The following is a 17271-nucleotide window of genomic DNA, read 5'->3' as shown; positions in this document are numbered from 1 at the left end:
TTGTGTCCTTTGCCGATGCGACGATCAAGCGTCTCCCTGGGCCGCTCCGTCCCTACGCCGAGCGGCACCATGAGCTCATCAAGTTCGCCATCGTCGGCGCCACCACGTTCGTCATCGATTCGGCGATCTTCTTCACGCTGAAGCTGACGATCCTCGAGCCCAAGCCGGTGACCGCGAAGATCATCGCGGGCATCGTCGCGGTGATCGCGTCGTACATCCTGAATCGGGAGTGGAGCTTCCGGGACCGGGGTGGCCGCGAGAAGCACCACGAGGCGCTGCTGTTCTTCGGGGTCAGCGGCGTGGGCGTGCTGCTCAGCATGGCCCCGCTGTGGATCTCGAGCTACGTGCTGATGCTGCGTGTGCCGATGGTCTCGCTGTTCGCCGAGAACGTCGCGGACTTCGTGTCGGCCTACGTGGTCGGCAACCTGCTGCAGATGGCGTTCCGGTTCTGGGCGTTCCGCCGCTTCGTCTTCCCCGACGAGTTCGCGCGCAACCCGGACAAGGCGCTGGAGTCGACGCTGACCGGCGGCGGCATCGCCGAGGCGCTCGAGGACGAGTACGAGCTGCGGCACCCTGCCGAGGGCACCGTGACGCCGATGCGATCCTCGCGCCGCCGCAAAGCGCGCCAGTACGACGCCGAGACCCGGATCTCCAAGACGTCCTAGCGACGCAGCCCCTGCTCCTGGTAGCTGAGGTCGGTGTTGACCTGCCAGGGGTCGACGTTCTCACCGAAGTACTTGCCGACGCTGCGGATCGCGCTGAGCATCGCGTGGTCCTGGTTGTCGTAGTGGTGCATGCCGTTGCGGCCGATCGGGTGCAGCGACGGGTAATGCTCGCGCAGGTAGTCGCGGATGCGGACGACGCTGCGGTCGCGCGCCGGGTCGTGAATCGGGTAGGCGAACTTGGACCGGGTGATCATCACCCGCTCGATCTGCGGGTTCTTGAATCCGAGTTGGTGCAGATCACGTTCGACGATGGCGCCCAGACCGTGCTCGTTGGCGAGCCACAGGTCCTGGTCGGGCAGCAGGAAGTATTCGAAGCCCAGGTAGGTGCCGTTGAAGCCCTTGGGGCAGAGATCCTGCGACCAGCGTCGGTAGTTCTGGATGCGGCCGACGTGGAAGTTGGGGCCCGGGGTGTACACCCAGTTGTAGGGGATGTCGTAGTGCTTGCGCAGCGCCACCGCGACGGTGATCAGGGACCGGTGGCGCAGTTGGTCGGCGACGGCGCGGATGTGCTCCGGCGGCGCCGGGTCGAGCATGGTGACCAGCAGGCGCAGCGGCATGGAGGAGAACAGCGCGTCCCCGGTGACGATGTCGCCCCGGTCGGTGGCGACCGTCCAGGTTCGGCCGTCGTAGTGGGCGCTCGTCGCCATCGCGTTCTGCCTGATGTCGACGCCGGCGTCGGCGAGCTTCTTCGCCGCGGCTTCCCACAGCTGGCCGGGTCCGTAGCGCGGGTACCGGAACACGTCCTGGTCGACGGCCTGTTCATTCTTCGACAGCTGCCACCCGATCGGCTTGATGCGCTGATTGGCCCAGTCGCTGGCAATGTTCTCGGGGTCGGCGAGCCAGGTTTTGCGGACGTAGCCGTCGAAGAAGAGTTCGTACCAGTGCCGGCCGAACTCCGAGCGCCCCCACTCCTGAAAGCTGGTCTCGCGCCGCTCGATCCGGGTCTGCCGACGCAGGCGTGCCCAGGCATAGCCGCCGGCGCCGCGCACCACGTCGCCGACCGCGAGCTGCAGCAGCAGGTCGCGTCCCATCAGGGGGTACCGGACGTAGCGGTTGTTGACGAGCATCGCGGAACTGCGGGGGACGGCGAGCCACTGATCCTCGGGCAGCAGCGAACGCCAGAGGTCGGCGACTTCCTCGCTGCGGGTGAAGAACCGGTGGCCGCCGGGGTCGATGCGCCAGTCGCCGTCGACCTGGGTGCGGGCCAGCCCGCCGATGCCGCCGGTGGATTCCAGAATCGTCGGGATGACGCCGCGCCGGGTCAGTTCGAGCCCGGCGGACAGGCCCGCGGGCCCCGCACCGATGATGAGGGGGGTGCGCTCCACGGCTACCGCCCCCGCAATTGCGGCAGGCCGCGGTAGGCGGCGATGACGTCGTCGATGTGCTCAGTGGTGAGGTCGTTGAGCGGGGTATCCAGGAAGTGCAGCTGCGCATACTGGCTTTGGAGCGGCAGGAACCCGCTGAGCAGCGGCTCGGGAGTGGTCCGGATGACGAGGTCGACCTCGCCGATCTCGAACGCCGAGGCGATGTCGCAGTCCTCCTGCTGCGCGCGCCGATGCGCGTCGCGCAGTTCGTCGTAGGCATCGTAGGCGGCGAGCATGTTGATGCGGAACGCGCTGCCGGTCATCGCGACCTCGAGATCGTGAACGGCGGCGACGTAGTTGTCGGGCAACGCTTTTCGATCACCGTGCAGGCGCAGACTGCACACCGCGGGGTCGAAGTGGGTGGGGATCAGCGTGGTGAGAAAGTGCAGTGAGGCCTGGTAGACGGCGTCGAGCTCGTCGTGGGTGCGGCCGAGGTTGGCCCGGCTCAGGTTGTAGACGGTGACGGTCCGCACGCCGTGCCGTTGCAGGACCTGCAGGATCTCGACGACTTTGTGGGCGCCGCGCAGATACGCCTCAGCCAGCGTGGTGTCGTTACTGACCGCCCACCGCCGCAAACCGTCGGGGATCAGCCCGACATGGTTCGGCCCGTCGCCCACACCTCCCCCAACCTATGTAAGCCTCCCCAAAGCACAGGGTATGGCAGAAACTCTGGACACGAATTCAATTGGCCGAAATCGTCTGCATGTATTCCCCCCGTCGGCAAACGTCTACTCGGCGCTCTTGAGCACCGCGAGCACGGTCAGCGCCAGAGTCTTGAGGTCGAGCAGGATCGACCAGTTCTCGATGTAGAAGTTGTCGAATTCGGCGCGGTCGGCGATCGAAGTCTGCCCGCGCAGGCCGTGCACCTGCGCCCAGCCGGTCATGCCGGCCTTGACGCGGTGCCGATCGCCGTAGCGGCGGATCTGCATCTCGAACAGGTCGACGAATTCGGGCCGCTCGGGCCGCGGGCCGACCAGGCTCATGTCTCCGCGGATCACGTTGAGCAGCTGGGGTAATTCGTCCATAGAGGTCTTGCGCATGATCTTGCCGATCCAGGTGCGCCGGTCCTCGCCCTCGACACCGCCGGGGGCCGCGCCGTCCTTCAGCTGGAAGGCCTCACCCGACGGGTCGGCGGGCCGCATGCTGCGGAACTTCAGGCACTGAAACACTCTGCCGTCACGGCCGATTCGGTCCTGCCCGAAGAAGATCGGCCCCGGCGAGCTGAGCCGGACCAGCAGCATCAGCGTCAGGAACAGTGGCGAGATCAGCACCAGACCAACGGTGGCGAAGGTGCGGTCCATGGCGTGCTTGACCGCGAACTGCCAGCCCCTCGGGTTGGTATGGGCGAGCACCATCAGTGGGATGCCACCCATGTGCTCGATGGTGGCGCCGACGCCGACGACGTCCATCATGCGCGGCACCACACGGACTTTCATGCCGAGGTTGTGCGCGCGCTGAGCAACGGCGGCCAGCCGGTCGTCGGGTACCGCCGACTGGGCGATGATCAGTTTCTCCGCACCGGTGGTGACCACGGCCCGTTCGAGGTTGTCGGTGGTCCCGAGATAGGGCACGCCCTCGACTTCGGCGTTCGCAGGTCGGACGTCGTCGATGATGCCGACGGGGCGCAAGCCGTAATCGGGCACCTGCTGCATCCGGGTGATGATCTGGTGGGCGACCGGGCCGCTGCCCACGATGATCGCCGGCTTGCCGAAGTTGAACTTGCGCCGGAGGTAGCGCTGGGCCAGCGATCGGCAGAGGCGGACCAGCGGCACCAGGCACGCAGCCCACAGCCAGATCCGCACCATCATCTCGCCGGCGCGCACGTAGTCGTCGGGAACGGTGGAGCCGGGCTCGAAGGGCGCGACGACCCAGGTGATGACGGCCAGCGTAAGGAGGACGGCCACGGCGACCGAGGTCTCGACGGGTTCGAACTCGTCGAGGAACTGGTGGGTGAGCCTGCGCTTGTACATCGACCGAGTGGCCAGCAAGAGGATCAGCATGGGGATGAACAGCCACGACCAGGGCAAGACGCCGAGGGCGTCCTGTTCGTCGATCTGCCAATGGGTGATCATCACCGCCCAGAACCCGGCCCACACATCGAGACCGACAGTGACGGCGACGTAGCCCGACTCGTCACGCAAGTAGTCGACGACGCGGCGCCAGAGTGGGGGTTTGGCGACATCGAGACGCGGTGTCGCTGCGCGCAGCGGAGTCGTCGGCCGAGCGCTCGGCGTGTATACCGATTGCTTCGTGTCGAGCTGCATGCGCGGATCCCCCGGAAAGGCACTGAGGGATCCAACTCTAAGTGTGCTGAGCGCACCCCGCAGGGGAAATGCCATCGACGAGTGTCAATTTGCCAACCTGAACGACCGTGCAGTGGCAGATGGGGTAGCTAGGCTCCCGCTGCCCGGCCGGAGCCCGGGCCGAAGATGCGCTCGGCGGCCAGTCCGGCCAGGTCGTTGAGGACCTGCACGTGGCCGGTCCCCCACAGCCGCGGCTTGGTGTCGAAAACACACAGCGTGCCGATGGCATTGCCCTCGTCGTCGGACAGCGGGATGCCGAGGTACGCGACGACGGTCCCGTCGCGAACGGCGGGATGATTCTTGAACACCGGGTCAGTCCGAGCGTCCTCGAGGATCAGCGGCAGCCCGTTAGCCACGGCGTACTGGCAGATCGACCGCGACAGTGGCGTCTGCCGTTCCTCCGGCGTACCCGTCTCCATGCCCACCGCGCTCTTGAAGAATTGCCGGTCGACGTCGACGAGGGTCACGCAGGAGTTCGGGGCGTCCAGCGCGTCGGCCGCCGCACGGGTGATGCGGTCGTAGATCTCCTCGGGCGGCGAGTCGAGCAGCCCGGTGGCATACAGCGAGCGCAGCCGGTCGGGGTCGGCGATCACGGTGGACACACTCGGCATGTCGGTGCCGGCAAACACGCCGGACTGCGAGAGGTGCTCCATGAGCCGCTCGACGGCGGCGCTGTCAGCCAGGCGTTGGTCGGCCACCATCTTCGACGCGACCGCACGCGCCACATAGGTGTTCACGTCCTCGCCTGCGTCGCGCGCACACTGCTCGAGTTGGCGGTTGAGCCATTCGTCAAAACGCTTCAGCGAACCAGACACCCGTCCACGGTATCTGACATCGGCGTCAGCGCGTGCCCGAGCATCGAAAGCCACATCCGCATAGCCTGAGTTGGTGCCCGCCCGACACCGCCAATCCCCCACTCACACGGCCGCTCTCGTCGCGGGCGGCACGGTGGGTGCGCTGGTGCGGTACGCGACGGCGACGGCGTGGCCGTTGCCGCGCCACGTCTTTGTGTCGACGACGGTGACGGCCGCGGTGGCGTTCCTGGTGGCGGGCTTCCTGGTGGCGGTCGGGCTGACGTCGGCGCTACGCGTGGCGGTCTTCGGTGCGTGTGCGAGCGCGGCGAGTCTCAGCGCGTGGGCGGTGCTCACCATCAGCCAGCCGCCAAAGCTGTCGATCGCGTTCCTGATCGGGACGCCGGCGGCGGCGGTCATCGGGCTGCTGTGCGGACTGCTGGCGGCGCGCGTGGTGGCGCGGTGACGTGGCTGCTGGTGGCCCTCGGCGGCGCGGCGGGTTCGGCGATAGGCGCGCTGCTGATGCGCCGGCCGACGGGGACGCGGCTGCTGGTCGCCGCGGCGGCGATCTGTGGGTTGATGGGAATGCTGAGCGCCCAACTGCTTTCGCCGAAAGTGACGGCGGTGTTGGCGTACGGCGTGCTGGGGTCGGCGGCGAGCATGGTGACGATGGCCGTGGCGTCGCCGATGTGGGTGGGCGCCGACGCGCCGGTGCGCAGCACGGTGGCGGTCACCAAGAGGTTGGCGGTCTACTGCGTGGTGGGCGTGACGTTCGCGCTGCTCGGCTATCTTGCGGTGCGCGGCGGGGCGACGCTGTACAGAAAACTCAGGTGATCGAGTTACAGGAGCCTTGGACTTCGGCTTTCACCCAGGCGGCGTACTGGTAGAGATAGGTGAACTGCCAATCTGCGACGGAGAACGGGTAGGTGCGCGGCACGTCGCGCATGACCACCGTACGTCCGGGCGGCGCGAAACAGACGTCGAAGATTCGGCGGGCCCGTGGCAGGTGGTAGCGCCAGCTGATCACGATGACCGAGCGCCAGCCGCGCTGCTCGGCGAGACTGCGTGTCATCAGCGCTTCGCCACGCGTGGTGGAGGGCACCGGCGGCCGGCAGATCACCTCGATGTCGGTGCGGCGTTTGCAGTACTTCTTCATCACCCGGTCGCGTGATCCGTAGGGGTCGGACATCAGGACCGTCGGTGCATAGCCCTGTTCGGCAAGCTTGAGCCCGTACGCTTCTCGGCCGTCGTGTTCGCCGCCGAGCACGACGATGGCGTCGACCTTGCGCAGCGGATCGGGTTCGGCGTGAGCGAAGAAGAGGGTGCCCGTGGCGCCGTTGAGGAACAGTACGGAGACGAGGGCGAGCACGGCCGCCGGCAGCGGCCCCGCGCGCACTCCAGACCGTCGCCTGTCCGCCACAATGTGCACGGTATTGCAGCAGCCACCGGCCCGCTGTCCGTCAACTAGGGGATTCTTCCGATCCGAGGGTGTCGAAGACCTCGTGGTAGAGCAGGGAGTGGACGCGTTCGACCTGCGGGATGTCGTGGAACTCCAGGGGGTCCTGAGAGGCGGATTCGATGATCAGCGTGCCGGTGCGCAGAATGCGGTCGAGCAAGCCGTGCCGGAACTCGACGCTGTTGATGCGGGCCAACGGGATGTCGATGCCGGACCGCGTGATCAGGCCGTGCCGGAACATCACGCGCCGGTCGGTGATGACGAAGTGGGTGGTCCACCAGTTGAGGAACGGCCAGACCGAGAGCCAGCCGATGAGGATGAGCCAGACAGCAGCAATGACCAGGAACACGATGTTCTTCGCGGACGGCTCCCAGGCGAGCGTGTTGACGTAGCCGGCCAGGAACGCGGCGGCGGCGGTCGCGATAATCAGTATGAGCGCCGGGATGATGAGTCGCCCCCAGTGCGGATGCCGGTGCAGGACGACGTGTTCGTCCTGCGCCAGCACGTTCTCGGGATAGCCCACGCAGGCACTGTACTCAGCGTCGGCGGTTCGCGCGGGCCAATCTCAGCGGCTCCCCCGGCGGCGTCGTCTGAGCACCCACGACTCGCGACTCAGGAAATTCTCAGTATTTGCCAGCAAACGGTTCAATCGGGCGTATCTTGATCATCGTGCGGGTCGAAACGTGCAGGTGTGGTCACGAGGGCGCCGCTCACGAGCACTATCGAGCCGGGACGGACTGTTCGCTATGCGAATGTCCGCGGTTCCAGTTGCAGGACAACGACATTCATGGCTGGGTTGATCGCCTGCTTGGGCGTTGGCTCAGTCGCTGAGGGGCCACGGCGCACAGCAGCCGGGTCGGCTGCACCAGCCTGAGCGACGGTGCGAGGCGTTTGGGAAGCGGGCTTGCTGAGCGGTCCGGCCTCAGTACGCGCCGGAATGGCCGAGCATTGCCTTGACCGTCTTGAAGGCGATGATCAGGTCCGAGATCATCGACCAGTTCTCGACGTAGAAGAGGTCGAGACGGACGGAGTCCTCCCACGACAAGTCGGAGCGTCCGCTGACCTGCCACAGACCCGTGATGCCCGGACGGACGAGAAGGCGCCGCTTGGCGTAGTCGTCGTACGACTTCACTTCCTTGGCCAGTGGCGGGCGGGGGCCTACGACGCTCATGTCGCGCTTGAGCACGTTGATGAACTGCGGCAACTCGTCGATGCTGTACTTGCGGAGGACGCGACCGACGCGAGTTACGCGCGGATCTTCACGGATCTTGAACAGCACGCCGCCTTTGCTTTCGTTCATAGCGGCAAGCTTGTCGACCATTGTGTCCGCGCCGTCAACCATGGTGCGGAACTTGATCATCTCGAACGGATGACCGTCTAGACCGATGCGCTCCTGGCGGTAAAAGATCGGTCCCTTGCTGGTGAACTTCACCGCGAGGGCGACCGCAACCAGGATTGGGAGCCCGAAAAGCAGGACTGAGCTGGAGAACGCGACGTCGAACAGCCGCTTCTGGAACCGCTTGGCGCCGTGGTACTGCGGCTTCTCGACATGGATCAGGGGCAGGCCAGCGACGGGCCGCATCTGAAGGCGTGGGCCGGCGATGTCAACGACGCCGGGGGCGACAAGAAGATCGATATCGAGCTTTTCGAGCTCCCATGAAAGATCACGGATGCCTCGGCCATCCAAACGCTCGGTCGCCGTCACAGCGACCGCGTGACTGTTCGTAGCCGTCACTGCCCCAACGACGTTCGACTCGTCACCAAACGTGGGAATGGCTCCCACGCCAGGAACGTCTATCTTCGTGCGAGGGATAGGGCCCGGGATGCAGGCGCCTACCACCTCGTACTCCGAACGCGATTCGCGGTGGAGCGACGTCGTGAGATCACGAACGGCGGGCGCACTTCCAACCACAAGCACTCGCGTGATGCAGCGTCCGTACTTCTGCCGAACCCGAACGACCGCTTGGCGGGCGAACCACCGGAAGATCGTGAGTGTGACGATCCCGACCGGAAGCGCGATCATGAGGTAGCCGCGGGCAATCTCGAGCTTGAACAGCATAGAGATTATTGCCACACCGCCGAATACTGCGAGCGTGGCCAGCAGGACACGGCGGTACTCCTCCGCGCCAGACCCGATCACCCTGGTTGAGCGTGAATGGTTGATGGCAAGGGCAGCCACCCATGCGACTGCGATGACACTCGACACCAGGGCGTAGTCAAGGTACTTCAAGGTCGATACGTCGCCAGTAAGCGCTCCGAAACGTAGCCACTGTGCGAGTCCAACCGCGAGCAACACACCGACAACATCGACGACTACCAGCCTACGTGCATACCCCCGCTGCCAAGCGGGCACTTTCGTTGGTATCGGAACGATGTTTGCTGCAACTTCCAGCCGATCATTGACTGCCGTCACACTTCCCCCCGCATCTTGCCCCCTATGCGCTGGAACTTTATCCCAACTGTTATCTGATTCTCAACTGGAACAGCGAGTTCGCTCAGCAACATACCCCTAGGGACCGGTCAATGTGGGCTTGACGATCAAGGCGAACGATTCGGCGAGTTGAGATCCGGCGGCGGACAGACACTCGCATGCGAGCGCTAGGAGCTAGCAAGCACAAGCCAACGACTGACGGAGTTGGACTGCCGTAAACCCTCTGCGCGGAAGGGTCCTCGCTGCCTGGTCCAACAGTGTGCAAATCTCGCTTCACAAAATCAGCTTGTCCAGTGTAAACTTCCGCCCTGTCCGCATTCAGCAAATGAATATGGTGTTGCCGGTAAGCGGACGCAACGGGGGAACTGCAGCTGGCCGGCACGGTTGCAGGGGGGGTCAAATTGCGCATTGCTGTGTGTTTCGGTGGTGATTCAAGCGATCCGGGGGCGTTTTCAGGCTCGCCGGCTGGGCTGACAGCGGCCCTCGAGCGGGCTGGCCATTCTGTACTGAGAGTTAACACTGCGCTGCCCTCGGCGCTAGAGCGCATCGCGGGGCGCGCTCGGTGGTTACACCCGGAGCTATGCCGCGTACACACCTACATCGCCGACGCAAGGCTGTCCAAACTGGAATACGACGCGGTCGTGCAAATCGGCACGGACTTCTTGGTGTGCACAGCAGCACCAACTGTGACCTATGACGACATGACAGTCGCTCAACATGTGCGTCTCAGAGACGATTGGTTCGCGCGCTACCCACGCCGAGCGCAGTTGGCGTGGCAAGTCCGTCAGATGCGCGCATTTACGAATGCCGACCGGTGCTGCGTGCTATCACAGTGGGCGGCCGAGTCGGTCGTGCAGGACTATCAACAGCCTGCAGAGAAGGTCTGTGTCATCGGACTCGGTGGCAACCACATCATTGAGGCGCCGGCGGACCGGGACTGGTCGAAGCCGCGGTACTTAATCATTGCCAAAAATTGGCGCCGTAAGAACGTGCCCCTGGTAGTTGAGACTTTCGCAGAGGTAAAGCGCCGGTTTCCCAGCGCCTCGCTCGATGTAGTGGGTCCTTACATAGGTGGCCCTCAACCCGGTGTTGTGTTCCACGGAAGTCTGGATCTCAACAAATTGAGCGATCGACGTCGGGTAGAGGAACTTCTGCGATCCGCGACGTGCTATGTGATGCCCTCGAAACACGAGGCAAGCGCGCTTGCTTTCGTAGAAGCGGGCGCAGCGGGCATACCGTCGATTGGCACGACCTCTGGCGGCGTCCGAGAGCTTATTGGTCCTGGCGGAACGGTCGTCGACCCGACGGATTCATTCAGCCTGTTGAGGGAAATGATTCGGTTGGCAGATCCCAGAACTGCGAGCACTCTCGGCGCACTGGCCGCCGACCACGCGCGCTGGTACACCTGGGACGCTACTGCGCAGCGGTTACTCAACGTCATTGAGGAAGTCGCGCGGGGGCGAGGCCGCTCGTCTAATGAATGCTCAACCTCATGACCGGTTGCGCAGGGCACGCTTGCCGCGCGGCTTGTCAGGCGATGCCATAGCCCGACCCCACAACGGAGCCCTCGCCGTTCAGAGGCGGCAGATCCAGTGCTAGGTGTTACCTTCTGACTTGTTCCCGGCTCGGGGAACGTTATCTGTGCGGGCGGCCGTCTTGATACGCGGACACTTCACTGTTTTGCAGCGGGGTCAGTCGGCGGCTCCTGCGCTAGCGCGCGTACTACTGCGACGAGAAAGATTTGCTTTGTGAAGATACTATTGACCGGCGCCGCTGGTTTCATCGGTAGCGCCACGGCTCGTCACCTGCTGTTACGTGGCGATGAGGTAGTCGGGCTTGACAACATGAACGATTACTATGAGGTCGACCTTAAAGAACGCCGGCTGGAGGCCTTGACCAACTACGAGAATTTCCAGTTCGTTAAAGCGGACCTGGCTGATCGCGCCGTCATGCAACGTCAATTCGCCAAGCACAACGCTGCCGCTGTAATTAATCTCGCCGCGCAGGCTGGCGTCCGATATTCGATAACCAACCCCCATTCATACATCGACAGCAATATTGTTGGCTTCATGAATGTTCTGGAGGGTTGCCGCGATACAGAGGTAGAGCATTTAGTCTACGCATCGAGTTCAAGCGTCTATGGCGGGAACGCGAAGATGCCATTCTCTGAGCGCGATAGCGTTGATCATCCAGTCAGCATGTACGCAGCGACTAAGAAGGCGAACGAGCTGATGGCTCATACCTATAGCCACCTATTCAACTTGCCGACAACTGGTCTACGATTCTTCACGGTTTACGGGCCTTGGGGCCGTCCCGACATGGCTTACTTTCTCTTCACGAAAGCGATCCTGGAAGACCGCCCGATCGACGTCTTCAACCACGGCCAGATGCAGCGCGACTTTACGTACATCGACGATATCGTGGAGAGCATAATCAAGGTACTTGACCGACCGGCAACGCCTGACGATCGCTACGATCCCGTAAACCCCGACCCTGGTCTCAGCCAGGCACCGTTCCGCATCTTCAACATCGGCAACAATCAACCTGTACGGCTACTCCAGTTCGTAGAAGCGCTCGAAGCTGCGTTGGGGAAAAAAGCGATCAAGAATTTCCGGCCAATCCAGGCCGGTGATGTAACAGCCACATTCGCGGACGTGGATAGATTGGTTGATTGGATCGACTATGGCCCAACGACCGATATTGAGGCGGGCTTGTCGCGCTTTGTAAAATGGTACCGTGATTACTACGGGGTCTAGTCGCTAACACCCTTCGAGGTGCGACATTGTCAATACATACGTCACCTACCCGGCCCGACTCGCGGCCATCAGCGAAGGACCGAGTGTAGTACTTTTCCTAGCTCACTCATGAAATGCTCGCTGGAGAAACGCTCATCAACAGCCTGGCGGCCCGCATGACCCATTTGCCGGGCACGTTCGGGGTCTTCGAGAAGTTCGCATAATGCATCCACAAAAGCACCCTTATCCCCAGGCGCAATAAGATAGCCCGTCTTGCCGTGATCGACATAACGTTCGTAGCCTTCGTAAGCCGTTACCACAACTGGACGCTCGCATGCCATTGCTTCCAAAATGGAGGTGCAACCGGAAACATGAATGTTCGGCGTCAACGCGACGGCAACCACAGCCGATTCGCTGTACATCGACCGCAACTGGGGATGGGTCACATGGTCCAACTTCACCCCTAGCTTAGCCGGGAAATTGACAGGCTGCGCGGTTATCAGTTTCAGCCTGCTGCCAGGCAGCCGCTGCTGCACTTGGCCCATTATCTCCACCAGATAATCATGGTCTCGGTGACGATCGTTTCCGACACTCAGGACCAAGCCATTCGCTGGTTCATCTCGCTCGTTATGCCAGAACATTGAATCGATTCCTGGGTTGAGCAACAGGTGAGCACGATCCCGCGGAACCCCGAATTCAGTGAGCACCTTCAGCTGCATGTCCGTGTTCGCCCATACGGCGGAAGCTCGACGTAATGCCCACTTCGCAAACTTCATAGATCGTTTTGGGATGTCAGCGTGCGGATCCGTCATCCAAATGCTGCCCATAACGGCGGGCGGCTCGCCGGGGATAACGGTCCGCGCAGCTGCTGGCACCCCGGTGCGTTCGTTCCAACATACAGCCACGTCGCACGCCCGCCGACTGGGGCTTCGAATCGCGTCGACAAATTCGAAGCCGCCAGTGAGGCGGCGAAACGTTCCACCTACTGCGCGATTAATCAGCCAAGACCGACCCGCAGCCCGAACCTGCAAGTCGAACCCGGAAGCGATGAGATGGTGAAAACCATAGGGTAATTCATTCGGCACTTGACCGGCCGAATACCTATTGCCCCAATCAACAGGATCGAAATTGTGATCGAATTCAATATGAACACGCGGCCTGGTCAATTCATCCATCTCACAATACTTGATGGAACTAACTTCTTACAATCTCTACTCCACACATACGCCCTGCGCACGCCGGCTTCTGTCACTTGCGCCCCACACCACGGTAGATCCAGCCCGCCGATCGCCACACGGCGGGATCTAGGCAGTTCCGACCATCGATAATGCGGCGCTGTCGAACCACCGAATCGAGGTCTTCAGGCAGGAGATTCTTGAAGTCGTCCCATTCTGTAAGGACTAAAGTGACGTCTGCATTGTCGCACGCGTCGTTGATGTCACGAGCGTAGTCAAGGGTTGGAAACAAGCGCCTTGAATTTTCGATTGCCTTCGGATCGTAAACCGAAACCGACGCACCTTGCAGTTGTATTTGTCCCGCAATATTAAGCGCCGGAGAATCGCGGATATCGTCCGAGTCGGGCTTGAAAGCTGCACCGAGGACGGCCACCCGCGTGCCGATGAGCGAACCTCCTACAATATCTCGGACTGTCTCCATCATCTTCGTGCGCCGTCTCATATTGATACTGTCAACTTCGCGCAAGAATGTCAGGGCTTGATTAGCACCCAACTCGCCGGCGCGCGCCATGAACGCCCTAATGTCCTTCGGTAAGCATCCACCGCCAAAGCCAATTCCCGCATTCAAAAAGCGGCGCCCGATTCGCGCGTCGTAGCCGATAGCATCTGCCAACTCCGACACGTCGGCGCCAGCCGCCTCGCATAATTCAGCCATAGCGTTGATGAAGGAGATTTTCGTGGCGAGAAATGCGTTTGCTGCAGTCTTCACTAGCTCTGCCGTCTCCCGATCGGTGACGACGAGTGGAACGCCATCAGCGATGGCCTTGGCATATATTTCTCGAGTCAACGCCTCGGCGCGACCTGCACTTTGGGCGTGAACGCCCAACACGATGCGGTCAGGAGTCAACGTATCTTGTACAGCAAATCCTTCGCGCAAGAACTCTGGATTCCACGCCACTTCTATTATCGAGTCCGACGGAGCAAGTTCTGCGACCATGGCGCTCAGACGCGCAGCGGTGCCTACAGGCACAGTTGACTTACCAAGTATCACCGCTGGCCTACGGAGCATCGGCGCCAACGTGCAAACTACGGTGTCGACGAACGAAAGATCGGCCCCAAACTCGCCCCTCTTCTGAGGCGTAGCTACTCCGATGAAGTGAGCATCGGCGAACTCAGCCGCCTCCTCGTAGGACGATGTAAACCGTAAGCGACCAGCATCAAGATTTGACTTGAGCAAGTCGTCGAGGCCGGGCTCGAAGAAGGGCGCCTCTCCTCGGGAAAGTTTCTCGACTTTCGCGGCATCAACATCCACACCAACGACTTGATGACCTAGTTCAGCCATGCAAGCAGCGTGAGTAGCCCCTAAATAACCTGTGCCAAAAACAGCAATGTTGCATGCCATCCGACTCCCCTGCCTGAACCCGTCATGCTAAAATCTGCTACGCTAAATGCGCACTGCTTCATCAGTGTATATCCTGCAGCAAATGCTCGGCAACTTGTAGCTATTTCCACGTAGGAGAGTAGCTTCGCAAACCGATATGCCAGCGCAGTTGATTGCTTTCATTACGCACGCACGGACACGATCATGGTCGAATTTCGTCTAATTCTTACTTGCCGCAAGGAGGCCATGGCAAAAATTGAGCACCGGGCTCAAAGCATCCTGAATCTGTGAGCCAACAGTGGCAAATAGTCGCGCATCGCCGCCAATCGGATCTTTCACATCCAACTCTGCACCCACGGGCAGCAGTGGGCGCAAGTTGGAGAGGTCTTCATAGCAACTGGCCCCGAAGTCAGTCACGAGCTTAGCGGCTTCCACGAGGGTGTACGTCCGGTGAAGCTTATGCGGCGCCAGCTCCAGCACCGCATCTCTGTGCAGCTTCGTCATGGTCAGGACGAGATCTGCCTGCGAAGCGATTCGGGTTGTGATCTGCCTAGCGACAAACTCACTGCTATCCCCTCCGAGCCGCTCGAGAACCCTCGCCGCCTCGCGATGTATCGGGTGACCGATCACTGCGCGAGTTCCGGCGCTAGTCGACTTCAACTCGGTGAGGTTGTGCGTCCTACCAAACGCGCCCGTCAAGCGCTCTGCCGTCGGTGACCTGCAAATATTTCCTGTGCATACGAAGAGAATGTGCAGGATGGCCCTCCATGGCGACTCCGAATAGCCCTGAGCGTAGCAAAAAAGGGGTGATCCGCCAGGCCCCCAAGGAGCATCGGACGGCCATCCCTGTCGCACCGAATCGAAGCTGAGGGCCACTCCGAAGCCAGAGACTTCCGTGATCGGTGCATGAGTCGTCTTCGGTGCAAGTGCACCGATCCCGCGGACTAACGGCTTGGCACCACTGTCACTCCACCGCCGGCCGAGTCCGCCAACTCACCAACTGAACCGCTCTATGTCACTATGGTGGCTATGCGGGGGATCATTCTCGCCGGGGGGTCGGGTACACGCTTGCATCCGATCACACTCGGCGTATCAAAGCAGCTCATTCCGGTTTACGACAAACCCATGATCTATTACCCGCTGTCGACACTGATGCTAGCCGGCATACAAGATATTCTCATCATCACGACTCCTCACGATGCCGAACACTTTTATCGATTACTTGGAGACGGCTCGCAATTTGGCATTGCCCTTACTTATGCACAGCAACCGTCTCCGAACGGCCTCGCCCAGGCATTTGTCATAGGCGCAGACTTTATAGGCGATGATAACGTCGCTTTGATCTTGGGAGATAACTTGCTCTACGGGCCCGGACTCGGGAGTCAATTGAGTAAATTTGCCGAAGTCGATGGTGGCGCAATATTTGCCTACTGGGTCGCTGAACCCGCATCCTATGGGGTAATCGAATTTGATCACACGGGGAGGGCGGTTTCTCTCGAGGAGAAGCCGCAGAAGCCGAAGAGCAACTACGCTGTTCCGGGCTTGTACTTTTACGACAACGATGTCGTCGCCATCGCCCATGACCTCAAGCCGAGCAAGCGAGGCGAGTATGAGATAACAGACGTCAACTGTAGGTACCTTGAGCGTGACCGACTGCAGGTTCAGGTCCTTCCGCGTGGCACCGCTTGGCTCGACACCGGCACTTTCGACCAGATGACGGATGCCGCTGAGTACGTACGTACGATGGAAAGGCGAACCGGCTTGAAGATTGGTGTGCCCGAAGAGATCGGTTGGCGCAGAGGATATCTCGACGATGACGCATTGCGGGCCCGCGCAGAAAAGCTGATGAAATCGGGGTATGGTAGCTACCTGTTCGACTTACTCGCAAGAGGCCGATAAGTGTTTCGTCTGCTAGTCACCGGCGGGGCCGGGTTCATTGGATCGAACTTTGTTCACTACCTCTTACGACACACCGACTACCACGTGGTCGTTCTCGACAAATTGACCTACGCCGGCAACCCCGCGTCGCTCTTAGGAATCCCAGAAAATCGCCTTACCTTCATACAAGGCGACATCGTCGACGCCGAGCTGGTGCGGCCCCTGGTGTCGTCAGTGGACGCAATTGTTCATTACGCGGCAGAATCCCACAATGATAATTCGCTGAGCAATCCGAACCCATTTCTACACACCAATGTCATCGGAACCTATGTTCTGCTCGAAGCGGCGAGAATCCACGGCACGCGCATTCATCATATTTCGACCGACGAGGTATACGGCGACCTTGAGCTTGACGATCCCGCCAGATTCACCGAAGCGACGCCCTATAACCCTTCATCGCCTTATTCGTCGACGAAAGCTAGCAGTGACATGTTGGTTCGCGCTTGGGCGCGATCGTTCAACGTGGCCGCGACGATCTCTAATTGCTCGAACAACTACGGACCTTACCAGCACGTTGAGAAGTTTATACCTCGGCAAATCACCAACATTCTAGTGGGCGGTCGCCCGAAGCTTTACGGACGCGGACAAAATGTACGTGACTGGATCTACGCCGATGATCATTCCTCAGCAGTTCACGCTATTCTGACTGCAGGCCGAATCGGGGAGACCTACCTGATTGGTGCTGATGGCGAGAGAGACAACAAGTCCGTGGTCGAACTCATACTGAAATTGATGGGTCGGGATGCTGACGCGTATGATCACGTACCCGATCGAGCAGGGCACGATCTTCGCTACGCTATTGATTCAACGAAACTGCGTCACGAATTGGGATGGCGGCCAAAATATGACGACTTTGAGCGAGGTTTGTCAAAGACTATCGATTGGTACAGAACCAACGAATCGTGGTGGTCTGCGTCGAAATTTGCTACCGAAGCTCGGTATGGCCGTTCGGGGCACTGAAAGAACTTACCT

The 17271-nt window shown here is 61.2% G+C and carries 17 protein-coding genes; 7 read left to right on the top strand and 10 right to left on the bottom strand.

Going from position 1 to position 17271, the window contains the following annotated elements:
* Nucleotides 1-2 precede the first annotated feature (2 nt).
* On the top strand, nucleotides 3-665 hold the full coding sequence (locus tag MCHLDSM_RS21820) for a GtrA family protein (protein ID WP_048471982.1): 663 nt from the start codon (nucleotides 3-5) through the stop codon (nucleotides 663-665).
* On the opposite strand, the gene MCHLDSM_RS21815 is transcribed toward MCHLDSM_RS21820, so the two are convergent.
* From MCHLDSM_RS21815 to MCHLDSM_RS21800, 4 genes are all read right to left on the bottom strand, one after another.
* Nucleotides 662-2050 (bottom strand): NAD(P)/FAD-dependent oxidoreductase, encoded by a 1389-nt coding sequence (locus MCHLDSM_RS21815; RefSeq protein WP_048471981.1) that lies wholly within the window; start codon nucleotides 2048-2050, stop codon nucleotides 662-664. The genes MCHLDSM_RS21820 and MCHLDSM_RS21815 overlap by 4 nt on opposite strands.
* Before the next feature lie 2 nt (nucleotides 2051-2052).
* Nucleotides 2053-2706: an undecaprenyl diphosphate synthase family protein gene (locus MCHLDSM_RS21810; protein WP_048471980.1), complete on the bottom strand. Its 654-nt coding sequence runs from the start codon at nucleotides 2704-2706 to the stop codon at nucleotides 2053-2055.
* 111 nt (nucleotides 2707-2817) lie between these two features.
* On the bottom strand, nucleotides 2818-4353 hold the full coding sequence (locus tag MCHLDSM_RS21805; RefSeq protein ID WP_082169020.1) for a sugar transferase: 1536 nt from the start codon (nucleotides 4351-4353) through the stop codon (nucleotides 2818-2820).
* Between the two features lie 128 nt (nucleotides 4354-4481).
* On the bottom strand, nucleotides 4482-5207 hold the full coding sequence (locus MCHLDSM_RS21800; RefSeq protein WP_048471979.1) for a GAF domain-containing protein: 726 nt from the start codon (nucleotides 5205-5207) through the stop codon (nucleotides 4482-4484).
* Nucleotides 5208-5280: 73 nt separating this feature from the next.
* On the opposite strand from MCHLDSM_RS21800, the gene MCHLDSM_RS21795 reads away from it, so the two are divergent.
* On the top strand, nucleotides 5281-5649 hold the full coding sequence (locus MCHLDSM_RS21795) for a hypothetical protein (RefSeq protein ID WP_048471978.1): 369 nt from the start codon (nucleotides 5281-5283) through the stop codon (nucleotides 5647-5649).
* Nucleotides 5646-6017, top strand: a complete 372-nt coding sequence (locus MCHLDSM_RS21790) for a hypothetical protein (protein WP_048471977.1) — start codon at nucleotides 5646-5648, stop codon at nucleotides 6015-6017. The genes MCHLDSM_RS21795 and MCHLDSM_RS21790 overlap by 4 nt, the downstream gene beginning before the upstream one ends.
* On the opposite strand, the gene MCHLDSM_RS21785 is transcribed toward MCHLDSM_RS21790, so the two are convergent.
* The 3 genes from MCHLDSM_RS21785 to MCHLDSM_RS21775 all read right to left on the bottom strand — a co-directional run bounded on the left by MCHLDSM_RS21785 (nucleotide 6010) and on the right by MCHLDSM_RS21775 (nucleotide 9052).
* A complete protein-coding gene (locus tag MCHLDSM_RS21785) occupies nucleotides 6010-6603 on the bottom strand; it encodes a YdcF family protein (RefSeq protein WP_082169023.1) in 594 nt (197 codons plus the stop codon). The two genes, MCHLDSM_RS21790 and MCHLDSM_RS21785, sit on opposite strands and share 8 nt — an antisense overlap.
* Before the next feature lie 40 nt (nucleotides 6604-6643).
* The gene (locus MCHLDSM_RS21780) at nucleotides 6644-7162 is read right to left on the bottom strand and encodes a PH domain-containing protein (protein WP_048471975.1); all 519 of its coding nucleotides are present in this window, start codon (nucleotides 7160-7162) and stop codon (nucleotides 6644-6646) included.
* Nucleotides 7163-7561: 399 nt separating this feature from the next.
* On the bottom strand, nucleotides 7562-9052 hold the full coding sequence (locus MCHLDSM_RS21775) for a sugar transferase (RefSeq protein WP_048471974.1): 1491 nt from the start codon (nucleotides 9050-9052) through the stop codon (nucleotides 7562-7564).
* Between the two features lie 659 nt (nucleotides 9053-9711).
* On the opposite strand from MCHLDSM_RS21775, the gene MCHLDSM_RS36540 reads away from it, so the two are divergent.
* The gene (locus MCHLDSM_RS36540; RefSeq protein ID WP_158023736.1) at nucleotides 9712-10566 is read left to right on the top strand and encodes a glycosyltransferase family 4 protein; all 855 of its coding nucleotides are present in this window, start codon (nucleotides 9712-9714) and stop codon (nucleotides 10564-10566) included.
* Nucleotides 10567-10818: 252 nt separating this feature from the next.
* The gene (locus MCHLDSM_RS21770; protein WP_048471973.1) at nucleotides 10819-11826 is read left to right on the top strand and encodes an NAD-dependent epimerase; all 1008 of its coding nucleotides are present in this window, start codon (nucleotides 10819-10821) and stop codon (nucleotides 11824-11826) included.
* A gap of 68 nt (nucleotides 11827-11894) precedes the next feature.
* Here MCHLDSM_RS21770 and MCHLDSM_RS36535 read toward each other — a convergent pair whose 3' ends face one another.
* From MCHLDSM_RS36535 to MCHLDSM_RS21760, 3 genes are all read right to left on the bottom strand, one after another.
* Nucleotides 11895-12980, bottom strand: a complete 1086-nt coding sequence (locus MCHLDSM_RS36535) for a glycosyltransferase family 4 protein (protein ID WP_082169018.1) — start codon at nucleotides 12978-12980, stop codon at nucleotides 11895-11897.
* A 73-nt stretch (nucleotides 12981-13053) separates the two neighbouring features.
* Nucleotides 13054-14382 (bottom strand): UDP-glucose dehydrogenase family protein, encoded by a 1329-nt coding sequence (locus tag MCHLDSM_RS21765; RefSeq protein ID WP_048471972.1) that lies wholly within the window; start codon nucleotides 14380-14382, stop codon nucleotides 13054-13056.
* A 198-nt stretch (nucleotides 14383-14580) separates the two neighbouring features.
* Complete coding sequence (locus tag MCHLDSM_RS21760; protein WP_327083161.1) at nucleotides 14581-15216, bottom strand: arsenate reductase/protein-tyrosine-phosphatase family protein; 636 nt, start codon at nucleotides 15214-15216, stop codon at nucleotides 14581-14583.
* A gap of 174 nt (nucleotides 15217-15390) precedes the next feature.
* Between MCHLDSM_RS21760 and rfbA the strand changes: the two genes are divergently transcribed.
* Both rfbA and rfbB read left to right on the top strand, forming a co-directional pair.
* Nucleotides 15391-16260: a glucose-1-phosphate thymidylyltransferase RfbA gene (gene rfbA / locus MCHLDSM_RS21755; protein WP_048472020.1), complete on the top strand. Its 870-nt coding sequence runs from the start codon at nucleotides 15391-15393 to the stop codon at nucleotides 16258-16260.
* A complete protein-coding gene (gene rfbB / locus MCHLDSM_RS21750) occupies nucleotides 16261-17259 on the top strand; it encodes a dTDP-glucose 4,6-dehydratase (protein ID WP_048471971.1) in 999 nt (332 codons plus the stop codon). It begins immediately after the preceding gene.
* Nucleotides 17260-17271 lie beyond the last annotated feature (12 nt).

This window comes from Mycolicibacterium chlorophenolicum, from assembly GCF_001044235.1.
GTDB lineage: Bacteria > Actinomycetota > Actinomycetes > Mycobacteriales > Mycobacteriaceae > Mycobacterium > Mycobacterium chlorophenolicum.
The sequence above is the reverse complement of the archived record's forward strand: the minus strand, read 5'-3'. Positions and strand labels throughout refer to the sequence as shown.